Origin of the sequence: Citrobacter pasteurii, assembly GCF_019047765.1 — a bacterium.
GTDB lineage: Bacteria > Pseudomonadota > Gammaproteobacteria > Enterobacterales > Enterobacteriaceae > Citrobacter > Citrobacter pasteurii.
The window spans coordinates 2,428,500-2,447,715 of sequence record NZ_CP077262.1; the positions used below are offsets into that span (position 1 = coordinate 2,428,500).

15 protein-coding genes and 1 pseudogene are annotated in these 19,216 nt (G+C 50.1%); all 16 read right to left on the minus strand.

All coding sequences use genetic code 11. The features are described 5' to 3' along the window. Nucleotide 1: 1 nt before the first annotated feature. Complete coding sequence (locus I6L54_RS11855; protein ID WP_040232320.1) at nt 2-763, minus strand: ABC transporter ATP-binding protein; 762 nt, start codon at nt 761-763, stop codon at nt 2-4. Continuing rightward, nucleotides 760-1,740, minus strand: a complete 981-nt coding sequence (locus tag I6L54_RS11860; protein ID WP_370552094.1) for a FecCD family ABC transporter permease — start codon at nt 1,738-1,740, stop codon at nt 760-762. The genes I6L54_RS11855 and I6L54_RS11860 overlap by 4 nt, the downstream gene beginning before the upstream one ends. Nucleotides 1,741-1,745: 5 nt before the next feature. Then, the gene (locus I6L54_RS11865; RefSeq protein WP_040232317.1) at nt 1,746-2,768 is read right to left on the minus strand and encodes an ABC transporter substrate-binding protein; all 1,023 of its coding nucleotides are present in this window, start codon (nt 2,766-2,768) and stop codon (nt 1,746-1,748) included. A gap of 208 nt (nt 2,769-2,976) precedes the next feature. Next, nucleotides 2,977-4,689 carry an alpha,alpha-trehalase gene (locus I6L54_RS11870; protein WP_040232316.1) on the minus strand — a complete coding sequence of 571 codons (1,713 nt, stop codon included), beginning with the start codon at nt 4,687-4,689 and terminating at the stop codon, nt 2,977-2,979. 172 nt (nt 4,690-4,861) lie between these two features. Further along, on the minus strand, nt 4,862-6,292 hold the full coding sequence (gene dhaM, locus I6L54_RS11875; RefSeq protein WP_040232314.1) for a dihydroxyacetone kinase phosphoryl donor subunit DhaM: 1,431 nt from the start codon (nt 6,290-6,292) through the stop codon (nt 4,862-4,864). A gap of 10 nt (nt 6,293-6,302) precedes the next feature. Beyond that, nucleotides 6,303-6,935 carry a dihydroxyacetone kinase subunit DhaL gene (gene dhaL / locus I6L54_RS11880; protein WP_005122292.1) on the minus strand — a complete coding sequence of 211 codons (633 nt, stop codon included), beginning with the start codon at nt 6,933-6,935 and terminating at the stop codon, nt 6,303-6,305. A gap of 11 nt (nt 6,936-6,946) precedes the next feature. Next, a complete protein-coding gene (gene dhaK, locus I6L54_RS11885) occupies nt 6,947-8,017 on the minus strand; it encodes a dihydroxyacetone kinase subunit DhaK (RefSeq protein WP_040232313.1) in 1,071 nt (356 codons plus the stop codon). A gap of 276 nt (nt 8,018-8,293) precedes the next feature. Beyond that, complete coding sequence (locus I6L54_RS11890) at nt 8,294-10,405, minus strand: hypothetical protein (protein ID WP_040232312.1); 2,112 nt, start codon at nt 10,403-10,405, stop codon at nt 8,294-8,296. 38 nt (nt 10,406-10,443) lie between these two features. Then, nucleotides 10,444-12,303, minus strand: a complete 1,860-nt coding sequence (locus I6L54_RS11895; protein ID WP_040232310.1) for an STY4199 family HEPN domain-containing protein — start codon at nt 12,301-12,303, stop codon at nt 10,444-10,446. Between the two features lie 396 nt (nt 12,304-12,699). Beyond that, nucleotides 12,700-13,974, minus strand: a complete 1,275-nt coding sequence (locus I6L54_RS11900; RefSeq protein ID WP_005122303.1) for a Glu/Leu/Phe/Val family dehydrogenase — start codon at nt 13,972-13,974, stop codon at nt 12,700-12,702. Nucleotides 13,975-14,296: 322 nt separating this feature from the next. Further along, a pseudogene (locus I6L54_RS24505) lies at nt 14,297-14,425 on the minus strand (spore coat protein U); the annotation flags it as partial. A gap of 127 nt (nt 14,426-14,552) precedes the next feature. Further along, nucleotides 14,553-14,840, minus strand: coding sequence for a YkgJ family cysteine cluster protein (locus I6L54_RS11905; RefSeq protein ID WP_072041497.1), 288 nt, complete (start codon nt 14,838-14,840; stop codon nt 14,553-14,555). 50 nt (nt 14,841-14,890) lie between these two features. Then, the gene (locus I6L54_RS11910; RefSeq protein ID WP_005122305.1) at nt 14,891-15,919 is read right to left on the minus strand and encodes a hypothetical protein; all 1,029 of its coding nucleotides are present in this window, start codon (nt 15,917-15,919) and stop codon (nt 14,891-14,893) included. A gap of 12 nt (nt 15,920-15,931) precedes the next feature. Next, on the minus strand, nt 15,932-16,504 hold the full coding sequence (locus I6L54_RS11915) for a hypothetical protein (protein ID WP_040233249.1): 573 nt from the start codon (nt 16,502-16,504) through the stop codon (nt 15,932-15,934). A 16-nt stretch (nt 16,505-16,520) separates the two neighbouring features. After that, the gene (locus I6L54_RS11920) at nt 16,521-18,098 is read right to left on the minus strand and encodes a hypothetical protein (protein WP_005122312.1); all 1,578 of its coding nucleotides are present in this window, start codon (nt 18,096-18,098) and stop codon (nt 16,521-16,523) included. Nucleotides 18,099-18,101: 3 nt separating this feature from the next. Then, nucleotides 18,102-19,010, minus strand: a complete 909-nt coding sequence (locus tag I6L54_RS11925) for a helix-turn-helix transcriptional regulator (RefSeq protein ID WP_052463783.1) — start codon at nt 19,008-19,010, stop codon at nt 18,102-18,104. Nucleotides 19,011-19,216: the final 206 nt, after the last annotated feature.

Consider the following 19,216-nt stretch of genomic DNA (forward strand, 5'->3'; position numbering starts at 1 on the left):
CTTAATCGTGTGAGCCAAAGAGGTGATGGGCTATTTGTGAGGGCGTGACCCGATACAGCGTGGCCAGACGTTCAGCAGCCAGTTGGTGTTCAGGCTCCCCCTGTGACACCAGACCGTCTGGCTCGACGCGCACCACGCTGTCGGCAATGGCGCGCGCATGCAACGGATGGTGGGTCGACATCAGCAGCGCCATGCCAGAATTTTTTAGCGTGACCAGGGTGTCGAGCAGACGAATCTGGTGACCAAAATCGAGGCTGGAAGCAGGTTCATCCAGCAGTAAAAGACGTGGACGTTGTGCCAGCGCACGGGAAATTAACACCAGTTGACGTTCGCCACCGCTGAGAGTGTTCCAGCGCCGGAGCGCGAGATGCGGGATTGCCAACACGTCCAGTTGTTCAAGGGCGATGTCGCGTTCTTTGACGCCGGGAACGGCAAATGCCGCCATTTGCGGGGCCAGTCCCATCATCACCATGTCCAGAGCCGTGAAGGCAAACGCACCGTCATGTGCCTGAGGAACCCAGGCGATGGCGGCGGCGCGTTCACGGTCGCTGAGATGATTCACCGCAATACCATCAAGCGTAATCTGGCCAGCAAGCGGTTGAAGAACGCCAAGAATGGTACGCATCAGGGTGGTTTTCCCGCTGCCATTGGCGCCAATCAGGCAACAAATTGACCCTGGCGCGACGCTAAACGAGACATCGCGTAATACAGGGTGTCGGGAATGGTAGCCGAGAGACGCATGTTGTACGGTCAGCAGCGTCATTGTCGGCCTCCCCGGAGCAGAAGTAACAGGAAGAAGGGGGCACCAATAAACGCGGTCAGGATCCCCAGCGGGATTTCCGTGCTGCTCAGGGTGCGGGCAAGGGTATCTGTCAGCAGCAGTAAAATAGCGCCGATCCCCATTGAAACAGGCAGTAGCCGTTGGTGGTTGTTCCCACAAAGCAGTCTGCCAATGTGTGGCACCACCAGCCCAATCCAGCCAATAATACCGGCAATCGCCACAGTACAGGCGGTGATAAGCGTGGCGCAGATAATCAGCCAGAGCCGTAGCCGGGATACGTTGATGCCCAGAGAACGGGCTTCATCATCCGAGAGGGTGAGCAAATTCATACGCCAGCGTAGCAGCAACAGCGGTACCAAACCGGCCACGATCGGCGGTACGGACAACCACAGGTCATGAGCGGTGATGGTCGACAGACCACCGAGTAGCCAGAAGGTAATCGACGGTAGCTGGGTATACGGGTCAGCCAGCGTTTTAATGAGCGAAATCCCTGCGCCGCACAGCGTACCCAGCGCAATGCCGACCAGTACAAGGGTGAGTACCGGATCGTGGCGTTTTACCCGCTGGGTGATGAGCCACACGCCCGCCACCACGAACAGGCCGCCGACAAATGCATACAGTTGAATAAACAAGATCGGTAAACCCAGCAGGATGGCGGTACAGGCCCCTAAACCCGCCCCGGCCGCCACGCCGAGAATATCCGGCGACACCAGTGGGTTACGGAACATACCCTGATAAGTGGTCCCTGCACCCGCCAGTGCCGCACCCAGCAGCAATGCGGCCAGAATGCGCGGCAATCGAATCTGCCAGAAGACGATTTTGTCCTCGGGTGGCACGTCTGGATGGCCAGCAATGAGGTTCATCACCTGCTGGACATCCAGGCGGTATGCACCTGAAACCGTTGCGACGATGACACACACGGCAATGGCTACGATCATCAGGACACTCAGCGTTGTCATTCTCATCAGAGTGTCACCAGCTGCTGAAACTGTGCATCGCTTAATGAAGTGTGCCAGAACAACTCTGCGTAGCGCTGCATATCGGTCTTAAAGTGGGTTTCAATTTTGGGGTCAAGCCAGGCATGCAGGCGACGTAATCCCAGCAGCCGGTTGATGCCCGGCGGAGCGTCCAGCCAGCCAAACGGCAGTCCGCTGAGAAACAGAATTCGTTGCTCAGCAACGGCTTTAACTCCTTGCCAGACGGGATCTTCTCGCAGGTACTGTGCGGTGACTGCATCCTGAACCAGAATAATATCGGGCTGCCAGCTCAACAGATTTTCCATGGATACCTGGGTCAATCCATGTCGTCCCGGAATTTGCGCAACATTGTGTAATCCCAGTAACTCTGGTGCTTCGGTATGCAGTGAACCCTGCAAACCGGTTTCCAGTCCTCTGGCACCGCGCGCGGCATAAAAGCGCAGTTTTGCTGCGGGGGAGTGCGAAAACGCATCTGCGTCATCAATAAATCGACGGGCCAGTGCGGCCTGCGCCAGGGCTCGTGTTGCCGTACCCAGCACGGCCCCTGCAGCTTGCAGTTGCGCCGGGGTTTGTCGGAGCTCGCCGTTAATCAGCAGCCACGGAACGCGCGTTTGCGCGTTGACCTGTCGGGCTTGGGAAAGCCAGGTTTCATCAGCATTGCCGCAGTCCACCACCAGATCGGGTTTCAGCGCTAACAAGGCCTCCAGTGGCAGGGTGCTGGCGCGTCCTGCCATTCTTCCCAATTTCGGTAACGCCAAAATGTCATGATGGAATGGCACTGCGGCCTGGTGAGAAAAATCAAATGATGAAAATCCCACCAGTTTTTCCGGTGCGACAGCCAGCAATAGCATATCGGCAGGTGCTCCGGCACTGACGACGCGCTGGATTGCCTCGGGTGACGGCGGTGAACCCACAGTAACGGTCAGCGGGGTTTGAGCCAAAGCAGGGAGATGGCGTAACAGCAGCGCAGATGCCACGAGTTGGGCAAACATCCTTCTTGTCAGTGGCATTATGTTGATCCTGAACAGTGATAAAATCGCTATATATTTACATATACAGCGAATAAAAACATGTTCAGAATCAATTTCACACGGATGAAAACAGGGGCTACCCCATAAGGGCTAGATGCCATGGATACACCTGAAATGGAGATATATGGCACCAAAAAATCCGCGACAAGGCGCGGATTTAGAGGACGCTGAAGACACCAGAAGAAGATTAGGACGTCGGTTGAGTCTGCTTTTTGGCCTCGGAAGGCGTGTTACTGGCGGGGGCGGGGCGCGTTGCCGGTACGTTGTCGCAGGGGTTATCTTTAGCGCATATCAGATCGAGCATTTTTAACGTTACGCCGTTGGTCCAGCCGAAACCATCCTGTAGCGGGTATTCGCCGCCACCGCCGCCGGTTCCTGTGCTGCTCACGTCATACTTCTCAACCAGTTTTTTCTCACGATCGTAAGTGTGCTGCACATTGGTGAGGAATCGCCAGGTGACATCCATGGCGACATCATTTTGGCCATAGTTCTGTAATCCCGATGCGGCGACCCACTGTAACGGTGCCCAGCCGTTGGGCGCATCCCACTGCTGGCCGCTTTTCACCGACGTGGTTGCAAGGCCGCCAGGTTGCAACAAATGCGCCTGAGTAGCTGCGGCTACCTTACCGGCGCGATCTTTTGCCGCCGCATTCACAAATAAGGGGAACAGCGCGGCGGCAGTTAACTGATTACGTACTTTGTGGCTCTTCAGATCATAGTCGGCATACCAGCCTTCTTTGTCATTCCACAACCAGGTTTCAATCCCTTTTTGGCGGGCATTGGCAAAGCCCTCGTACTGCGCTGCTTTGGCATCGTCACCTGCGGCTTTGCTGGCGAGAGCGATCATTTTCTCCATCTTGTATAACAATGCATTGAGATCGACAGGCACGATGCTGGTGGTGCGCAGGGTACTTAGCTGATTAGGGTTATCCATCCAGCGCGAACTAAAGTCCCAGCCGGACGCAGCGGCTGAGCGCAGGTCGCGATAAATTTCAGTGGCAGGGCGGTTCGGATTGCTTTTCGCGGTGGCAATATCCTCAACCCAGGATTCAGGTCTTGGCGTATCGCGGTCATCCCAGTAGCGGTTTAAAAGGGTGCCATCAGCCAGTTTGACCACACGTTTATGCTGTTGACCGGGCTGAAGTGTTTCGCCTCCTTCCATCCAGTAGCTGTACTCTCTTTGCATCTGTGGAAGGTATTTTTTCAGCGCGTCGTTACCGTCATGCTGCGCCAGCAGTTCAACCATAAAGGCAAAGAACGGTGGCTGCGAACGACTCAGGTAGTAGCTTCGGTTGCCGTTAGGAATGTGCCCCCACGAATCAATCTCATACGCGAAGTTGGCTACCATATCAGAGATCTTGTCCCAGCGATTGCTCTCGGCAAGCCCCAGCATGGTAAAATAGCTATCCCAGTAATAAATTTCACGAAAACGCCCGCCCGGCACGACATAGGGTTCTGGTAGCGGCAGCAGAGAGTCCCATTTTTCGACATCGGTGGTTGAGCGAGTGAGTACCGGCCACAGTCCGTCAATATGCTCGCGGAGTGATTGTCCGGCCGGGGGCACGTATTTCTCACCCTCTTTTGGCAACGTAAAATTCACTTCCACAAAATGGCGTAAATCAAAGCCGGACTGATTTTTCTGCATCCGATAATCGGCAAGGATCATTAGCGGATCGCTATTGGGCACTGCGTCGGCAAAGGTTTTCTGATCGGGAAATAGCTTTGCTGTCTGTACATCATTGAACAGCGGGCCAAGCAGAATATCAGGAGGAGAAGGCGTAGCGGCAGGTGAATCCTCAGCGTGCGCAGTAAAAGAGGCCAGAGCAAAAAAGGTGCTTGCGAGCGTCAGTTTTATCGCCACAGAGAGCAGGCCAGGGTGGCGAATTGCGGGTGTTATCATCGGTTAATCTCCTTAGCGGCGTGCCGAAGTTGCGGCATTTACCATGAGAAAACCTTAGTTCAGGATCGACCGTTGCGCGTGATCGGCCCCCCATTTTGCGATTAAACAGACATTTCCTGTCGGGGGGAGTGAAATAGCCCACCATTTACAGATAAAGGGTGGGCTGTGGGTATCAGCCAGCGAGGATCACCCGATTTGCTATACCGTCCAGAGTCAGAGCGTCACCCATCTTGATAGCATCGAGGGTTGCGCCTTGTTGGCATACCCAGCACAAACCCATCTCGCGGGCGATAATCGCCGAGTGGGAGGCTTCGCTACCGGCTCGCAGGCAGATCCCTTTGATCGTGAGCGGGTCGAGTTGCAGCACGGTAGACGGATAGATGACATCGGCGACCAGAATGGTAGGTCGAATAAACGCGGGGATATGGGCACTTTCGCCGGTTAAATGTTGCAGCGTACGGGACAGCAAATCCTCAATATCAATGTATCGCGCCTGTAAATAAGGATCGTCGAGTTGCAGATACTGCTGACTCAGATCGCGCAGTACGTTATGCCAGGCATATGCTGCGCTACACTGTTCTTCGCGCATCAAATCACAGGCCATATCGAAAAGCTCAGGATCGTCGAGCAGCGTGTGATGACCAGAGAAAATGGCGGCGATATCAGCGGAATACTTCTCCTCTGCCAGCGCGGTTAAATCACTCAGATCGTCGAGTGTGCGTTGAATGGCCGCTTTTAGCCGCTGCTGCTCGTCCTGCACATCCGCGGTGGGTCGATGGGTGACTTGCGGTGAGAACGGCGTATGGCAAAAGGCCGTACCCGTTGCCAGCGCTGGCACCGGTACTGCGATGCTTTCAGCGCGTCCTCCTTCGACGGACTCGCCAAAATTCTCAGCCGCCAGCTGTTTAAACGCAGCCAGCGCCGCGTCCGCCTGTTCACCTTTAGCAATCAGGCGCAGCGTGTCATTACAGCGCACCTGCAGCAGTGCTATCTGATTCAGGCTGTCAGGGACGACGCACTTACCGTTTTTTTCCAGCCACATGTCGGCATTAAAGCCAGACAATGTGGAGACCAGCCTCGATGCCGGGCGAACATGTATACCGTTGGGGTTTTTTACGGTCACGGCAACCGAACGGGCATCGGCGTCGGGTGACAATTCAGCGGGTGCTGTCTTCGCGACAGACGACGAAGGTAAACCCAGTTGCTCACGCTTGGCGTCGAGGGCATTCATGGCATCATTGATGACCCGATCGATATCAGCGCCCGCCGCAGCACTGACGGTTGCCGCTAGCGTACCTTCAACCAGCGGGGCAGCGCACAGACGCACCTTGGCGGCGATCGCCGGATCGAGTAGATCCAACGCGGTTTCCGCACTCAGTAGCGCGCTGCCAATATCCATCATCACCAGCACGTGATCCGTGTCTGCCACTGACTCAATGGCCTCCATCACTTTGATGGGGTCGGTGCCAATGGGGTTCTCAGGATCGTCAATGCCTGCGGCAATAGCGAGTTTACAACCATCACCCATTAACATCTGTCGGGCTAACGCACCGACGCCTTCGCCCAGTTGGGCGCTGTGAGACACAATAACCAGGTTTACCATCGTTTTATCCTTACTCTCTGGAAGCCTGAGCCAACATTTGCATCATAAACATAACGGACGTTGCGCCGGGATCCTGATGCCCAATGCTGCGCTCACCAAGGTAGCTGGCGCGGCCTTTGCGCGCCTGCATCGTGATGGTGCTTTGCGCTGCGGCTTCTGCCTGGGCGCTTGCCGCCTCCAGAGCAGCCTGTACGCTCAGCTTTTGCTCGCTGGACTGGCGCAAAGATTCGACGACAGGCACCCAAACGTCGCACATGGTTTTGTCACCGGGTTCGGCTTTACCACGACTAATGACACCTTCCGCGCCATCACGCATCATCTGATACAACTCGTCAACCGTCAGGCTTTGATGGGCCTGAGTGACCTGCGCGGCGCGGATGAAAAAGGTGCCGAACAGCGGGCCACTGGCACCACCGACGCTTGAGAGCAGTACCATCCCGGTATTTTTCAAAATAAAACCGATGTCTTTATCCGCAATGGACGGGAGCTTTTCGACCACTTTACTGAAGCCGCGGTGCATATTCAGACCGTGGTCGGCATCGCCGATTTCCCGGTCAAGGCCGGTAAGAAAATCGCTTTCGGTGGTGAATATTTCGCCGCAGCGATAGAGCCAGTTAACAATTTGTGTTCTGGTGAGGGACATCATGAATCTCCTTATTTACCCCAGTTGAGTGCAGGGGTGTGAACCGGTGCATCCCATAAGCTCAGCGTTTCGTCATCCACTTGTAGCAGGGTGATTGAGAAACCGGTCATGTCCAGAGAGGTGCAGTAAGAGCCAATCAGGTTACGTTCGATGACAATACCGGCATCCTGGCAACGGCTTTCAAGGCGGTTATACACGCCGAAGAGCTCAGACAGCGGTGTCGCACCGAGATTATTGACCAGCGCAATAACGCGATCGCCGCTTTGTAACGCGCGTTTGCTTTCTTTTCCTTCCTGCCATGCGCCCTGAAGGTGATCCCAGTGACGCAGCGTACGACTGTAATTGCCGTTTTCCAGCAGGGTATCAAACATTTCATCCACAGTTTGATCAAGCGAAGAGAATGGACGGCGGTCAATGCCGGGTTCGCCGTGGATACCGACGCCAAACTCCATTTCATTGTCCTGCAGGGTGAATGACGGTTGACCGGCCGCCGGAACGGTACAGGCACCAATGGCAATCCCGATGGAATGACCCTGATTGTTCAACTGGCGCCCCAACGCCGCGCAGGCATCCAGTGAGTCACCGCGTTCTGCGGCCGCACCGACCAGTTTTTCAATCAATACAGTATTTGCCACACCGCGACGACCAGCGGTATACAGACTGTCTTTCACCGCCACGTCATCATCCACGACCATCGTGGTGACTTTGACGCCGCTTTCATGCAATAGCTCGGCTGCCGTTTCGAAGTTAAGAATGTCGCCGGTGTAATTTTTGATTACCAGCAGTACGCCTTCGCCGCCGTCAATTTGCATGGCGCATTCAAACATTTTATCCGGCGTTGGCGAGGTGAAAATTTCACCCGGACAGGCACCGGAGAGCATACCCTGACCAATGTAGCCGCAGTGCATTGGCTCATGGCCGCTACCACCACCGGAAAGCAGCGCCACTTTGCCCATCACTGGCGCATCCGCGCGAGTGACATACACCGGGTCCTGATGCAGTGCCAGAGAAGGATAGGCTTTTGCCAGCCCTGCGAGTTGTTCGTTCAGTACGTCTTCAACACGGTTGATCAATTTTTTCATTGTTTATGCTCCGCAGACAGTCCTGAGATGGCTGCACATATCAGGCAGACATCTGATGTAGGGTATCGGTTTGTACAGCGCCACGGCGACCTCTCGCTGCCGATAAGGTAATTTTGCACACGGGTAGTCAAAAGAAAATTGATGTGATTGGCGTTTCAATACGGAACATTAGTATCTGGTAATGTTCCGTATTGAAACGTATTGGTGCATAAAACAGCGGAAGTGAGAGATGCGGCAAGGTTTATGCTGACGGCATCGTGAATAAAACGTTATTCCTTACTCTTCCTTGCCATTAAAATCGAAAAACCAGAACAAGATAAAACCAATAAAACCAAAAATTAGCAGAATAGCCAGGGTATAGACTTCATATCGTGCGGCATCCGCAGCAATCGCCTGTAATTTGTCCATTGCCGGGGCTGGCTGCTCTTTGAATAGCATGAGTTGCCATTCATAAAGGTTTGTTGTTTTTATCTCTTTAATCGGTTCCCAAATATGGTTAGCCGCCGCGCCGAGAGCTAAAGCGGAAAACAGTGCGCCGTAAATACGTTGGCGTTTTTCCTGACGCTGACTAATTGCCTGGCGCATGAGCTGATCCAATTGCTCTATTTGCGCCATGAGTTCCTGGCGTTGCTCAGACAATCCCCACTGCCGCGAGAGATCGTCACTCAGCTGGTTATGCAGGGCATCGTTGCCGACCAAAGCACCTTTATTTATGGCTTTTAGCGCCCGGGCTTTGGTTTCCAGCATCATTTCGGACCAGTCAGATAGACGACGGATTTTTCCCTTTCGGTTGTGCATTTGCTGCGATTCGAGCAGATCTTTGAGCCACTGTTCAATCTGCTGGGCAGAGTTCGCCAGAAAATTTTCATATTCATAGCTGACATTCGCTACTGAATTGGCCGCTTTAATCAGTATCGCCAGATGTTTATCCTCTTCTTCGCGACAGAAGAATGTGACGCCATGACGGTGAGCGACGACCAGAATATTGCTGTACCACTGGCTGCTATACTCGCTGGCGGGGGGCAGATCCACAGGACTCCGGATGACGCGCGTGCTATCGCTCTGTGCTGCCAGCCAGGCATGGAAGGTGGGGGTGTCGATCATACGCATCAGCGGGACGATCGTAATATCACCTCCCTCCGGGATACGATGCTGATAGACACGAATGCATTTACCCTTTGTGCGGCAATCAGGTTCGGGTAAAGCTATTGGCACAATGGCGTTATCAAGGTAACGGGTAAAATAATTATCCCAGATTGCGGGCAAAACGTCTTTTTGCCAGGTCAGTTTCGAGCCGGGCTCTCCTGGCGCAAGTTGCTTCGGTGCCGCAATTAGCGTCATTCTGCCTTGATCGTCGTACCAGGGTTGGTTCGGTGCTCCTGGGATTAATTTATCGCCTCCGGCCAGGCGATAGCTTTCGAGAAAACGCGGAGTATCGTGCGGGCGTAACCCTTGCCAGGCCGCATCTTCACGCTGTTCCAGAGCTGACCACAGGGCATCAAGGCGTGTCCCCTGAATGGGGTTGAGCGAAATAACGATATCATTGCCCGTGCCCACTTCTCGTGGGCGATAAATGGCCAGCAGCCCAAATCCATTGTGCGTCCAACTGCGTTCTTTATCGCAGCGCGCAAGAATTTTCAGCATCCCGGAAGGGTGCGTTTCGGTGATAAACAGCGCATCAACCACCGTTTGCCGCCGGCCTGTGCCGAGGTCCAGCAGGAGCTGGCAGGTCACCGAACGCTTGATAACGTGTTGGTAAATCTGTTGCTCATACGCCAGACTTGCGACCGCACTTGCATAACATTGCGTGTGCATGGGCAAAATGCCTGCGGTGGGGTCTGGGTTGGCTATTATCATATCGCTCAACAGACGCAGGCAGGCCAGCATGTTGCGGCGAACAACGTCAGTATCATCCATGGATTGCTCGTACAGGCTGCTATGCGCGAGTGCGGATAACAAACAAGCGGCAGAACGCGTCGTATCATCCCCGTCCAGATAAATACCGCTTTCCCATGCGGCGACGTATTCCAGCCACGGGTGTGTTGATAGCGACAGCGAACCAGCAGCATCAAGATGGTTCAAAAACAGCAACAGCGTAAAACAGGTATCCAGAGAGAAATCTTCGATAACGATTCGTTGTATTCCCTGGACACTTGAGAGTTTACTGCGCCATATAGTCCATTGACGATCGTCGGCATTTGCCACCAGCTTACTCACCGAATTGTAGTGACCTGCACGGTATCCTTTGTTATTGAGCGCGACACCCTTTTGGCTTTCAGTATCATTCCCGTCGCCCAATCCGATCAGCAGGCTGCCAGCCGGTGCATCACGCTGCGACGGATTGAACTCGAAAGTAAACTGCGGCCATGCATTGTTGAATGCGAACATATAATTCTCTTCCGATGAATGCGTTGTTGTATCGCTCATTATTTGACGACGTTATAAATGACCCGTTGCGAGCGACTCCAGTTATCGTCAATCGCAATATTGGGTTCATGGTTTTCTTGTTTTACGCAGTAGTTCTTAACCAGACTTTTTAACTCTGCCCCGTTGAGTGTGCCGAACATCAGACGCGTATTCAGTTCTTTCAATAACACATCGTGGAGTGAATAGGTGGTAGGTCTTTGCAGTGAAAACTGCGCCGCGTCAGCCAGTAAGTCACGCGCATTATCGGCCATCAGACGGCGTTCACAGCGACCCGCAGGTTCATTTTTGGCCATTTCTTCATCGTAAGCTTTCTTCTGGGCTTTCTCAAAATTAAGCGCTCTGTCCAGTTCCGCTTTAATACCCTGAACATCCTTGGCAGAAGAACAGAATGTTTTTAAATAACGAATCTGTATGGGGGTCAGCGTGCCATTGTGGTTCGCTGGCTGACGTAATTTACCGGCCATTCTGAGGCAACCGTTTTTTTCATCCATCAACGATGCTGATTGTAATAGGGCATTCAACGTTTCCTCGCGATCTTCCTGTAATGCGGCTTCGGCATAATACAGTTTCCAGCGCATGCCTCCGGCAAGAAACAGGTTGACAACCTGGGTATCACCGCGGTCAATAGCGGCGCGAAGATTTTTTTCATCCCAGGCAATGCCGATATTCGCCAGTTCTTTACGCGGATCGTTACTGGTTTCTTTTTTCGCACCGGCAACCGTTTTACCCACTTCCCCGAGATCGCTACGGATGGACTCCGTATTCACCAGCGTCTTGGTTGAGGTGCCGAAAGTCAGTACCGAGCCAGCAATAAGGACAACGATACCGCCCAGCACCCAGGCTACTCGCTTGCGAATGATGTTCGTACCCGTTTTGATTACGTCAATATCCTGAGCCTGAGCCACCAGATCATCTTTTATTCCCTGAACGTCGCCACCGAGATCGTCAATTTTTTGGCTGGTCCGTTCGAAATAGCGAGCAACTTCAGCATTGCTGTCATCAAAAAAGCGATCAGGGTTAACTTTTACCCGGCCTTCATCAAAGGCCTCCTGTACCGGCTCAGTAATTTCTCGGTAATAGTAATTCACCAATGTTGTTTGGACGGAGGTGACCCGCTTATGATGCGCCAGACGGTTGCGAATTACGCGAATATCGTCAAGAAAGGTATTCAGTGTTCGACGTTTATCGTTAACAAAGCTGAGCAACGGGGTATATTGATAAAGTGGAGAATAGTGGATGGGATATTCGTCTTTATCAATAAACAGTGAGGCGAGTTCACTGAAAAGGGTACCGCTCAATACGTCATCACGATCGGCAACGTTCAGCCATTTTTTGACACGTTCCGGACCAAATAATTTGTTTAGGTGCTCAAGTAGAGCTTGTTGGTTATTGTACGCTTCATTAATTAAACTACGAATGGTTAACTCTAATGCCCGTACCTGCTGCAAACTACGTAACTGCTTTTCTTCGCCTTCGTTATGCAGCGTCGTTGAATAAGTTAATTGAGGCTGTTTTTCTCGCAAATATTCGAGCTGCCACAAAAAACGCAACGCGGCAATGGTCAGATTTCTGTCGGCAGGCTGGCCATGCGTATTTCTGCCGAGCCATTTGTTCAAGGTTCGTAGTGCCGCAAGAAAGCTCGCCATTTCCTGCTCGTTATAGTTAAAGCGGGCGGCTACACTGTTCCAGTTGCCCAATTTCTCCCGGGCTCGATCAAGTGAATCATAAAACGTATCAGGCGAGAGTTGCGTGGGGGCTGGCATACCCAGCAGGGATAAGATTTGTGGAAATGCGCTGTCGAAAAGAGACAGGCAACGAGTAAAATCGTTGTGCTCAGAAGCAGATGAATGATCGACCATTATATTCTCACGTGGTTATTCGCTGAGTTTTCCCGGCCCGATCTAATCGCACTGTGTCAGGCAACTTTCCCTGCAGCCAGAATGCCATAATTCGACAATTATTCGGGATTTTTAATCAGTTCGTCAATATATATGGCGGGCGTAATATTGGTAGTAGACATTGCGGCCAATAATGCGTTGCTATGGGTTCTTAACGCAAATTATGGTTGCTGCGATGAGATTTAATGTTTATTGGCTAACAAAATACGCAGATATTAGGTAAGTAAAACGCAGAAAGCGGGGCGGATTAATCAGGCGACTACGCGCCAATAATGCCACACATAATGCCGCATTATTGGCGTAACTCACGACTGGCGTTTATCGTCGGTCAAAAACGTTGACGTATCTGCAGTCGTATTATCCCGGATAAATACCACGGTCTTTACGTGCCAGCAGGATACGCTCGCAGGCCACAATATAGGCAGCAGTGCGCAATGAGCAGGATTTCTCCGCCGCTTTCTCCCACACATGAACCATCGCATCGGTCATGATTTTATCCATGCGATTGTTGATCTCTTCTTCGCTCCAGAAGAAGCTGGCCATGTCCTGAACCCATTCGAAGTAGCTGACGGTGACGCCACCTGCGTTACATACGACGTCAGGTACCACGATGATACCGCGGCTTGCCAGCATATCATCGGCATCCGGGTAAGTTGGGCCGTTAGCGCCCTCAAGCACCAGTTTGCAGGTCAGTATTTCTGCACGCTGACGGGTAATCTGTCCTTCCAGTGCAGCAGGGATCAGGATATCCATCTCTACGCTCCAGAAGGCTTCGCTGGCGATAGTTTCTGCCCCCGGGAAACCGGCAATCTGTTTGTGCTCCAACTGCCAGGCGGTCAACGCGGTCATGTCGATCCCGGTGGTGTTAAACAGGGTGGCAGTATGATCCTGAATGGCAACGACGCGTGCGCCAGCACTGGCGAACAGGCGAGCCGCCTCACTGCCGACATTACCAAAGCCTTGTACCGCTACGCGCGCGCCTTCAACGTCGATGTTGGCACGACGAGCCACTTCCAGACCGCTGACGAACACGCCACGACCCGTTGCTTTATCACGACCCAACGAACCGCCAAGATGGATAGGTTTACCGGTGACCACGCTGGTTACGGTGGTGCCGTGGTTCATGGAGTAGGTATCCATCATCCATGCCATCACTTTGCCGTTGGTGCCGACATCCGGCGCAGGAATATCTTTTTGCGGCCCGATGATAATGCCGATTTCGCTGGTATAGCGGCGGGTCAAACGCTCCAGTTCACCTTCAGACAGCGAGAATGGGTCGACGCGAACACCACCTTTGGCTCCGCCGTACGGCAGGTTCAGTGCGGCACATTTGATGGTCATCCAGGCGGAAAGGGCCATCACTTCATTAAGATCAACATCAGGATGATAACGCACACCGCCTTTTCCCGGGCCGCGGGAGAGGTTGTGCTGTACACGATATCCTTCAAAATGGCGAATAGTGCCGTCATCCATCTGCACCGGAATATCGACAATCAGCGCGCGTTTCGGGTGGCGCAGGGTATCCACCCAATGGGAAAGTTCGCCCAGGTAAGGGGCCACACGCTCGATTTGTTGCAGGTAGGTATTCCAGGCAGATGTGCTGCTATCTGAAGCGTAAGATAACTTATCCATGATAAACCTTAGTTATAAAAGTAATATGTTCTTAATTTGGCCGTGGTATACAGTGGATATCACCATATAAACTTAAATTTAACATTTTTTTTAAGAAACGGCCTGTCCTCCAGATGCCTGTTAGCCATATGAAAAGTATGTGAATTAAGTGGTAAGTGAATAATTATCTATTTGTTTTGCGAATTTTTGCGATCAAGTAGCGATTCAGGCATTTAATATGCATGGCGCATGAGAATGACTATTTATCAGATTTATGATGTACCTCTAAAAGTAAACAATATGATAATTATTTGTGTTTTCTTGATTGCATTTTAGCGGCGCGTCAGTAGGTCACTGAGATAGTGACGGTGTCCGTATAGTTGTCGGGCGTGTAGTTCGCGCTGGGAACGGTGGCATACACCGAATATGGCGTAGCGGAGCCAGTGCCTGTAACGGTATTGAGCGAGGTGTTGCAATTAGTACAAAATGGTGGTGTCCAATGAACCGTATACTCATAGCGCTCTCATCTGGAGGGTATAGCCAGTATGTCGAAAGATTTTAAAAAGTGAATGATTCGGTTAGACGGGAAAATTTCATTGTCACTCACTTTCATCAGCCTCAATTAGTTGGCGACACACAACTAGATTGAGTTCAACAAAATGTTCCCATGTGTAGAGATGGGTGTAATGAAGCGTAAATTGCAGATCAACCCTACATATATCGGGGCGCTCATTGTAGATGCTACACCCCTTGCTTGCAGGGTCATAATAGCGGCACGTACCATCGCCTCTGTCCAGAAAAAGCGTTTCTTTTGCTAGACTTACGCGCTGACAACATAGACCACACTTTATGCATGGGAATGGTAATTGATCACTGTTGCAGGACATTTCTTTCACCCGTTATAAGGCTCACGATGATACGTGAGCCTGTTTTTATCTTATGCGTCGATATCGTCCAGTTTGTCCTTTCTGCCTTCAGCAACATCTGTAATATTGATAATTCTTCGTTCAGTTGAAAGTACCAGGTTTCCTTCTTGATCAAGGATCGGAGTATCAATCATCGCTTTCAATAATTGGGCATACTTAACAGACATGAACACGGCATCTTTGCACTCCTGCGGGAAGTCAGGGAAGTTTTCACCGTAGCTTTCCAGCGCATTCTTCATATCATAAACAGCGCTACGAAGAAGGCCACTCGTCAGAGAGAATGCATTATTTGCGAGTATTGTTACCTTTTCAATGGATTGGAGTTTCCCTACCATTAATAAGCCTTCTTCGTAAATCGTTTGCGCTTGTTCCATGTTGCTACGTGCATTGTTCAACGCTGCTTCACCTTTATTTCCCATGATATGGCCGAAAATTGCCAGTGCCGGGCCTGCAACAATTCCCCCCAACACCATCATTCCCCCTGCCATACCAAAACCCCCTGTGGCTAGTGACCCCCCCCCAAGCCAGGCCAGGGTTGCGTTAGTTGCCGCGACGCCTGATAGCGAGGAGATAGCCGTTCCTGTGCTTGCAGTCGCCAGTAGCATTGTGCCGTTGTAGGCACCAAAAGCTAGCGCTGCGCCGCTTCCCATGCCTGCTCCAATACCCAAACCGGCATCTTTCAGAATCTGGTAATCCTGTTTCAGCGCTGACAAGGTAGTACTGGTAAAATCGCCCGCGTTGAGTTTTTCCAGTTCAGCACTGTTAGCTAGTTCAACATTTTTGAGGCGTCCAAAATTAACAATGAAATCATTAATAACGCCGTTATACGCACGAAGCTTGCGCTGTCCATAGTCTTCAATAACGTTATTTGTTAGCTCGCGGCCTGACTCGATTTGCGAACTAATATCGTCAACCATATTTTGAGCACTTTCATTAATGTTTTTTGCATTGCTGTGATCTTTGGCACCACCAACACCTTTAGCAATACCATAAATTCCAGCGGCAGCGGCCACTGCTCCGATAATAATAGGGATAGGCATATCATAACTCCTTCATTCAAGTACGAGAGCGAGTATTTTACTCATTTCAATGTTCAAGGCTTCGGCACGATCCAGGAGATCTTTAAAAATAAAATCAGGGATCTTGAAGTGTAACTGGATCTCTTTCAATAGGTTCCATTCAATGCTGGAAATATGGCCATCTCGCAGAGCAACTAAAAAAAGCTGGAAAATGATGATTTTTGCTGTTGCGGGATTATCAACTTTTTGATCATTAAGCAGTAGTTTTAATACTGAGGTCGCCGCCTGAATACGAGTCTCGGGCGCATCAATTTGAGAAAGTGGATAGGTTTTCAGTTTCTCAATTAATTGATGTTCAGTAGAATGACCATATAATCCATCTAATACGTCTCCGAAAAATCCACCTGAAAAGCTCTGTTCCATTTGTTCCAGTAACTCTGTTTCCAGCGAATTCTTCTGAATTGTTAGACTATTTAGATCAGAGTCGGATGTTAGTTCATCCTTCGATTTTCCATTCCATATTAATTGGTTGTCAGATAACGTTATAAGCCTGGCAAGCTCCACGAGTAGGACCTTTTTCTCATCAGGCAGCATTCTAATTAGCATGGTGTTCCCTCACTGTTTACAACACTAATGGTTTGTCTGAATCCATGAATTCTTCGAATTCAGGCATAGTCTGAAACTGTAATTGTGCACCGAGTAAAGTGGCAAAATCATTAACAGCAAAGGCCAGATCGTCAATATTATCGGTTCCACGTGAAATAATGTTAAAGAAATGTTGGGTGTCTTTACAAAGTTGTGGGATTTCCCGAGCAGTAAACTCATCAAGCAATGTTTGTTGCTGCTTGATTTGTGCTCGAGCTTCACTCTCAATAGCACTAATATGCGCCAGGCGCTCACGTGAAAGTGTCACCTCACGTGCGGCCTCAAGAGCACTTTGATAAAACATAGATGAGAGCGTGTAACCAATCATACCGCCAATTGCCGCCCCTACAACCGGAACAGGAATCGCAATTTGTCCTAGCGCCGCCATCATTCCGCTAGAAAGCATACCGGAACCTTTTTCACCTATCTCATCAAGCAGTTCAGCTTCATTAATTTCATTATTAATGTAACGCTTAATAGATATGCCAAGCGATAGGCAAATATTGACCGCCAGAACCGGGGCTGTTGTTCCGGCTATCGCCCGTAATGCCTGCTTCTCTGATTGCTGCAAACCTGCTTTTATCGCTGATCCTGCAAATGCAGTACCGTAGCCCATCACCGCTGCTTTCGCGCTGTCAAAAGTGATGTCTTCAATTGCTTCACCCAGTGCTTTCTTCTCCTGAGCGACATTAAAAATATTGATAACCAATGATATCGCACCGCCAACAACAGCTCCTGTTTTAGCCCCTTCGATACCTGCTCTGTGACTGGTACGCGTAATATCCATTGCTGTTGCTATCTTAGGATGCTCACGGTAAAAAATGGCTTGTTCTGTTGTTAAACCGCTATCAATCACATTGTCAGCCAGTTGCTCGTAATTATCTGCTTCCCGGCGGAGCTTATCTGCAATATCATGTTTTCCTGAAGCCTCAACCTTACCCGCCTGCTCGCGTAGTTCAGAGGCTTTCTTACGGCAGTGTTCTGCTGCTCCTTTGTATTGTTCAGAAGGGAGTTCTAGCTTAACTCCTCGATAGCGGGAAAATTTACCGTCATCTTTTGTGATATCTTTAAAAAGTTGGTCGCGGTCACCTACAAATTTCATCTGGCTCTGAGACCCTTCTACAATCACACCATCCTGAATCATCACACGATCAACAACGTTATGGTTACGGCCAAACTCAGGTAAATCATCGCTACGCCACGTTCGTGCAGTATCGCCATTTATAATTGCTTCTGCGTTATCACGACTGGTAGTTGCAATTTCGGCAGAGAAGCCAGCTTGTTGTTTAATATTCTGTGTGGCGTAATCAGGATTTACCTTATGTGCAGCGACGTCTGCAAGACCTTTAGTAAAGCGATGCCCTGTTTCATTATCAACACCTCGATGGCCTTTAATAAATTCAGCACTAGCGCTCCCATAACGTTTAACGATTTCATCCTGTGCAAGGGCAATAGCAGCACGGTTCTGCTCGAGCTCAATTTGCTCTCTGTTATGTTTTTGCTTATCTACATTAGAAGGAGATAACGGTTCTTTTTTTTCTGGGTTATGTAGCATAATTCACTCCTGCTGCTGGTTGTCAAAAGTAGTTCCATTGCATTGTTTTTTTAACTCTGTTATTTGCTGGTTAAGTTTTTGATAGAAACGCCGTTGTATCTCAACAGGAGAAATAATAATAAGATTTGGTAACCAGTAGCGTAACAGTGGAAATAATTGATTTTCATGCGCCATTTCCGTTTGCACGATTAAGTCGCCGTTAGATTCTTGGCTGATTGTTTTTTGTGCGGGAAGTATTCTTCGACGTTGAAAATAATAGCTTACATCAGCTGCGATTTTGACATGCACAATCTGTTTATTCATAGAGAACCAGACATCATCTTCCTCGATAAAATATTGAATAATGCCAGGCTCTGGTGTGAAGTATTCATTTTTCAGTTTAAGCCAGTGAATTTTAGCTAGTTGGAATCCCTTGACATTCCCGTTCTCTACAGCCCCCAGATACCAAACACCCTTCGTGTTTATGAGTTTATAGGGTGCAACGCTCCGCTGTTTTTCTTTATAGTGGAACTCACAAATTTGATTCTCACGAATAGCTTTATCAAACAAACCATAATTGCATTCAAGCATACGCTTCGCTTGAGGATCACCTGGTAATGAACGTATATTCAATGAGGTGAAATCAGGCTGTGATAATATTTTTTTTGTAGGGAATACATCCTCCATATCAAAGATTCTAACAAGGCTTTGTAAATTATTCAGAGAAATAGGCTTGACGTAAGCAGGGGCCAGTCTATAAATGCCGTTTCCGTCATGGATTATGCGATCTCCAAGACGATTAAGATCACGATACAGTGTACGTTCGCTGATGTTGAATTCATCCATTAATTTCAGTCGTGATACGAAACCATGCTGATACAGTTCCGCCACAATAGTGGTTATCCTTTGTGCCATGATTTCGTGTCCGCTCATGCATACGCCCCTCTGTAATTTTCCCTAATATTACCCCTCATAACTGACAGGTCATGTCAGTGTGTTTAAGGAGGCTCAGTTTTTTATCATACATGCTTTGCAATGAACTCTGAGTTTTTTTTAAGAAGCGTCAACCATATTTTCCATGCACACTGATCCACATCTATTTCAGTTGAAATCCAAGAAAAACCTTGTTGAGCAAATCA

What these genes read in the sequence shown, in the direction of transcription:
- I6L54_RS11855 (WP_040232320.1), bottom strand. Translation starts at nt 763, where the DNA reads ATGACGCTGCTGACCGTACAACATGCGTCTCTCGGCTACCATTCCCGA.
- I6L54_RS11860 (WP_370552094.1), bottom strand. Translation starts at nt 1,740, where the DNA reads ATGACAACGCTGAGTGTCCTGATGATCGTAGCCATTGCCGTGTGTGTC.
- I6L54_RS11865 (WP_040232317.1), bottom strand. Translation starts at nt 2,768, where the DNA reads ATGCCACTGACAAGAAGGATGTTTGCCCAACTCGTGGCATCTGCGCTG.
- I6L54_RS11870 (WP_040232316.1), bottom strand. Translation starts at nt 4,689, where the DNA reads ATGATAACACCCGCAATTCGCCACCCTGGCCTGCTCTCTGTGGCGATA.
- dhaM (WP_040232314.1), bottom strand. Translation starts at nt 6,292, where the DNA reads ATGGTAAACCTGGTTATTGTGTCTCACAGCGCCCAACTGGGCGAAGGC.
- dhaL (WP_005122292.1), bottom strand. Translation starts at nt 6,935, where the DNA reads ATGTCCCTCACCAGAACACAAATTGTTAACTGGCTCTATCGCTGCGGC.
- dhaK (WP_040232313.1), bottom strand. Translation starts at nt 8,017, where the DNA reads ATGAAAAAATTGATCAACCGTGTTGAAGACGTACTGAACGAACAACTC.
- I6L54_RS11890 (WP_040232312.1), bottom strand. Translation starts at nt 10,405, where the DNA reads ATGTTCGCATTCAACAATGCATGGCCGCAGTTTACTTTCGAGTTCAAT.
- I6L54_RS11895 (WP_040232310.1), bottom strand. Translation starts at nt 12,303, where the DNA reads ATGGTCGATCATTCATCTGCTTCTGAGCACAACGATTTTACTCGTTGC.
- I6L54_RS11900 (WP_005122303.1), bottom strand. Translation starts at nt 13,974, where the DNA reads ATGGATAAGTTATCTTACGCTTCAGATAGCAGCACATCTGCCTGGAAT.
- I6L54_RS11905 (WP_072041497.1), bottom strand. Translation starts at nt 14,840, where the DNA reads ATGTCCTGCAACAGTGATCAATTACCATTCCCATGCATAAAGTGTGGT.
- I6L54_RS11910 (WP_005122305.1), bottom strand. Translation starts at nt 15,919, where the DNA reads ATGCCTATCCCTATTATTATCGGAGCAGTGGCCGCTGCCGCTGGAATT.
- I6L54_RS11915 (WP_040233249.1), bottom strand. Translation starts at nt 16,504, where the DNA reads ATGCTAATTAGAATGCTGCCTGATGAGAAAAAGGTCCTACTCGTGGAG.
- I6L54_RS11920 (WP_005122312.1), bottom strand. Translation starts at nt 18,098, where the DNA reads ATGCTACATAACCCAGAAAAAAAAGAACCGTTATCTCCTTCTAATGTA.
- I6L54_RS11925 (WP_052463783.1), bottom strand. Translation starts at nt 19,010, where the DNA reads ATGAGCGGACACGAAATCATGGCACAAAGGATAACCACTATTGTGGCG.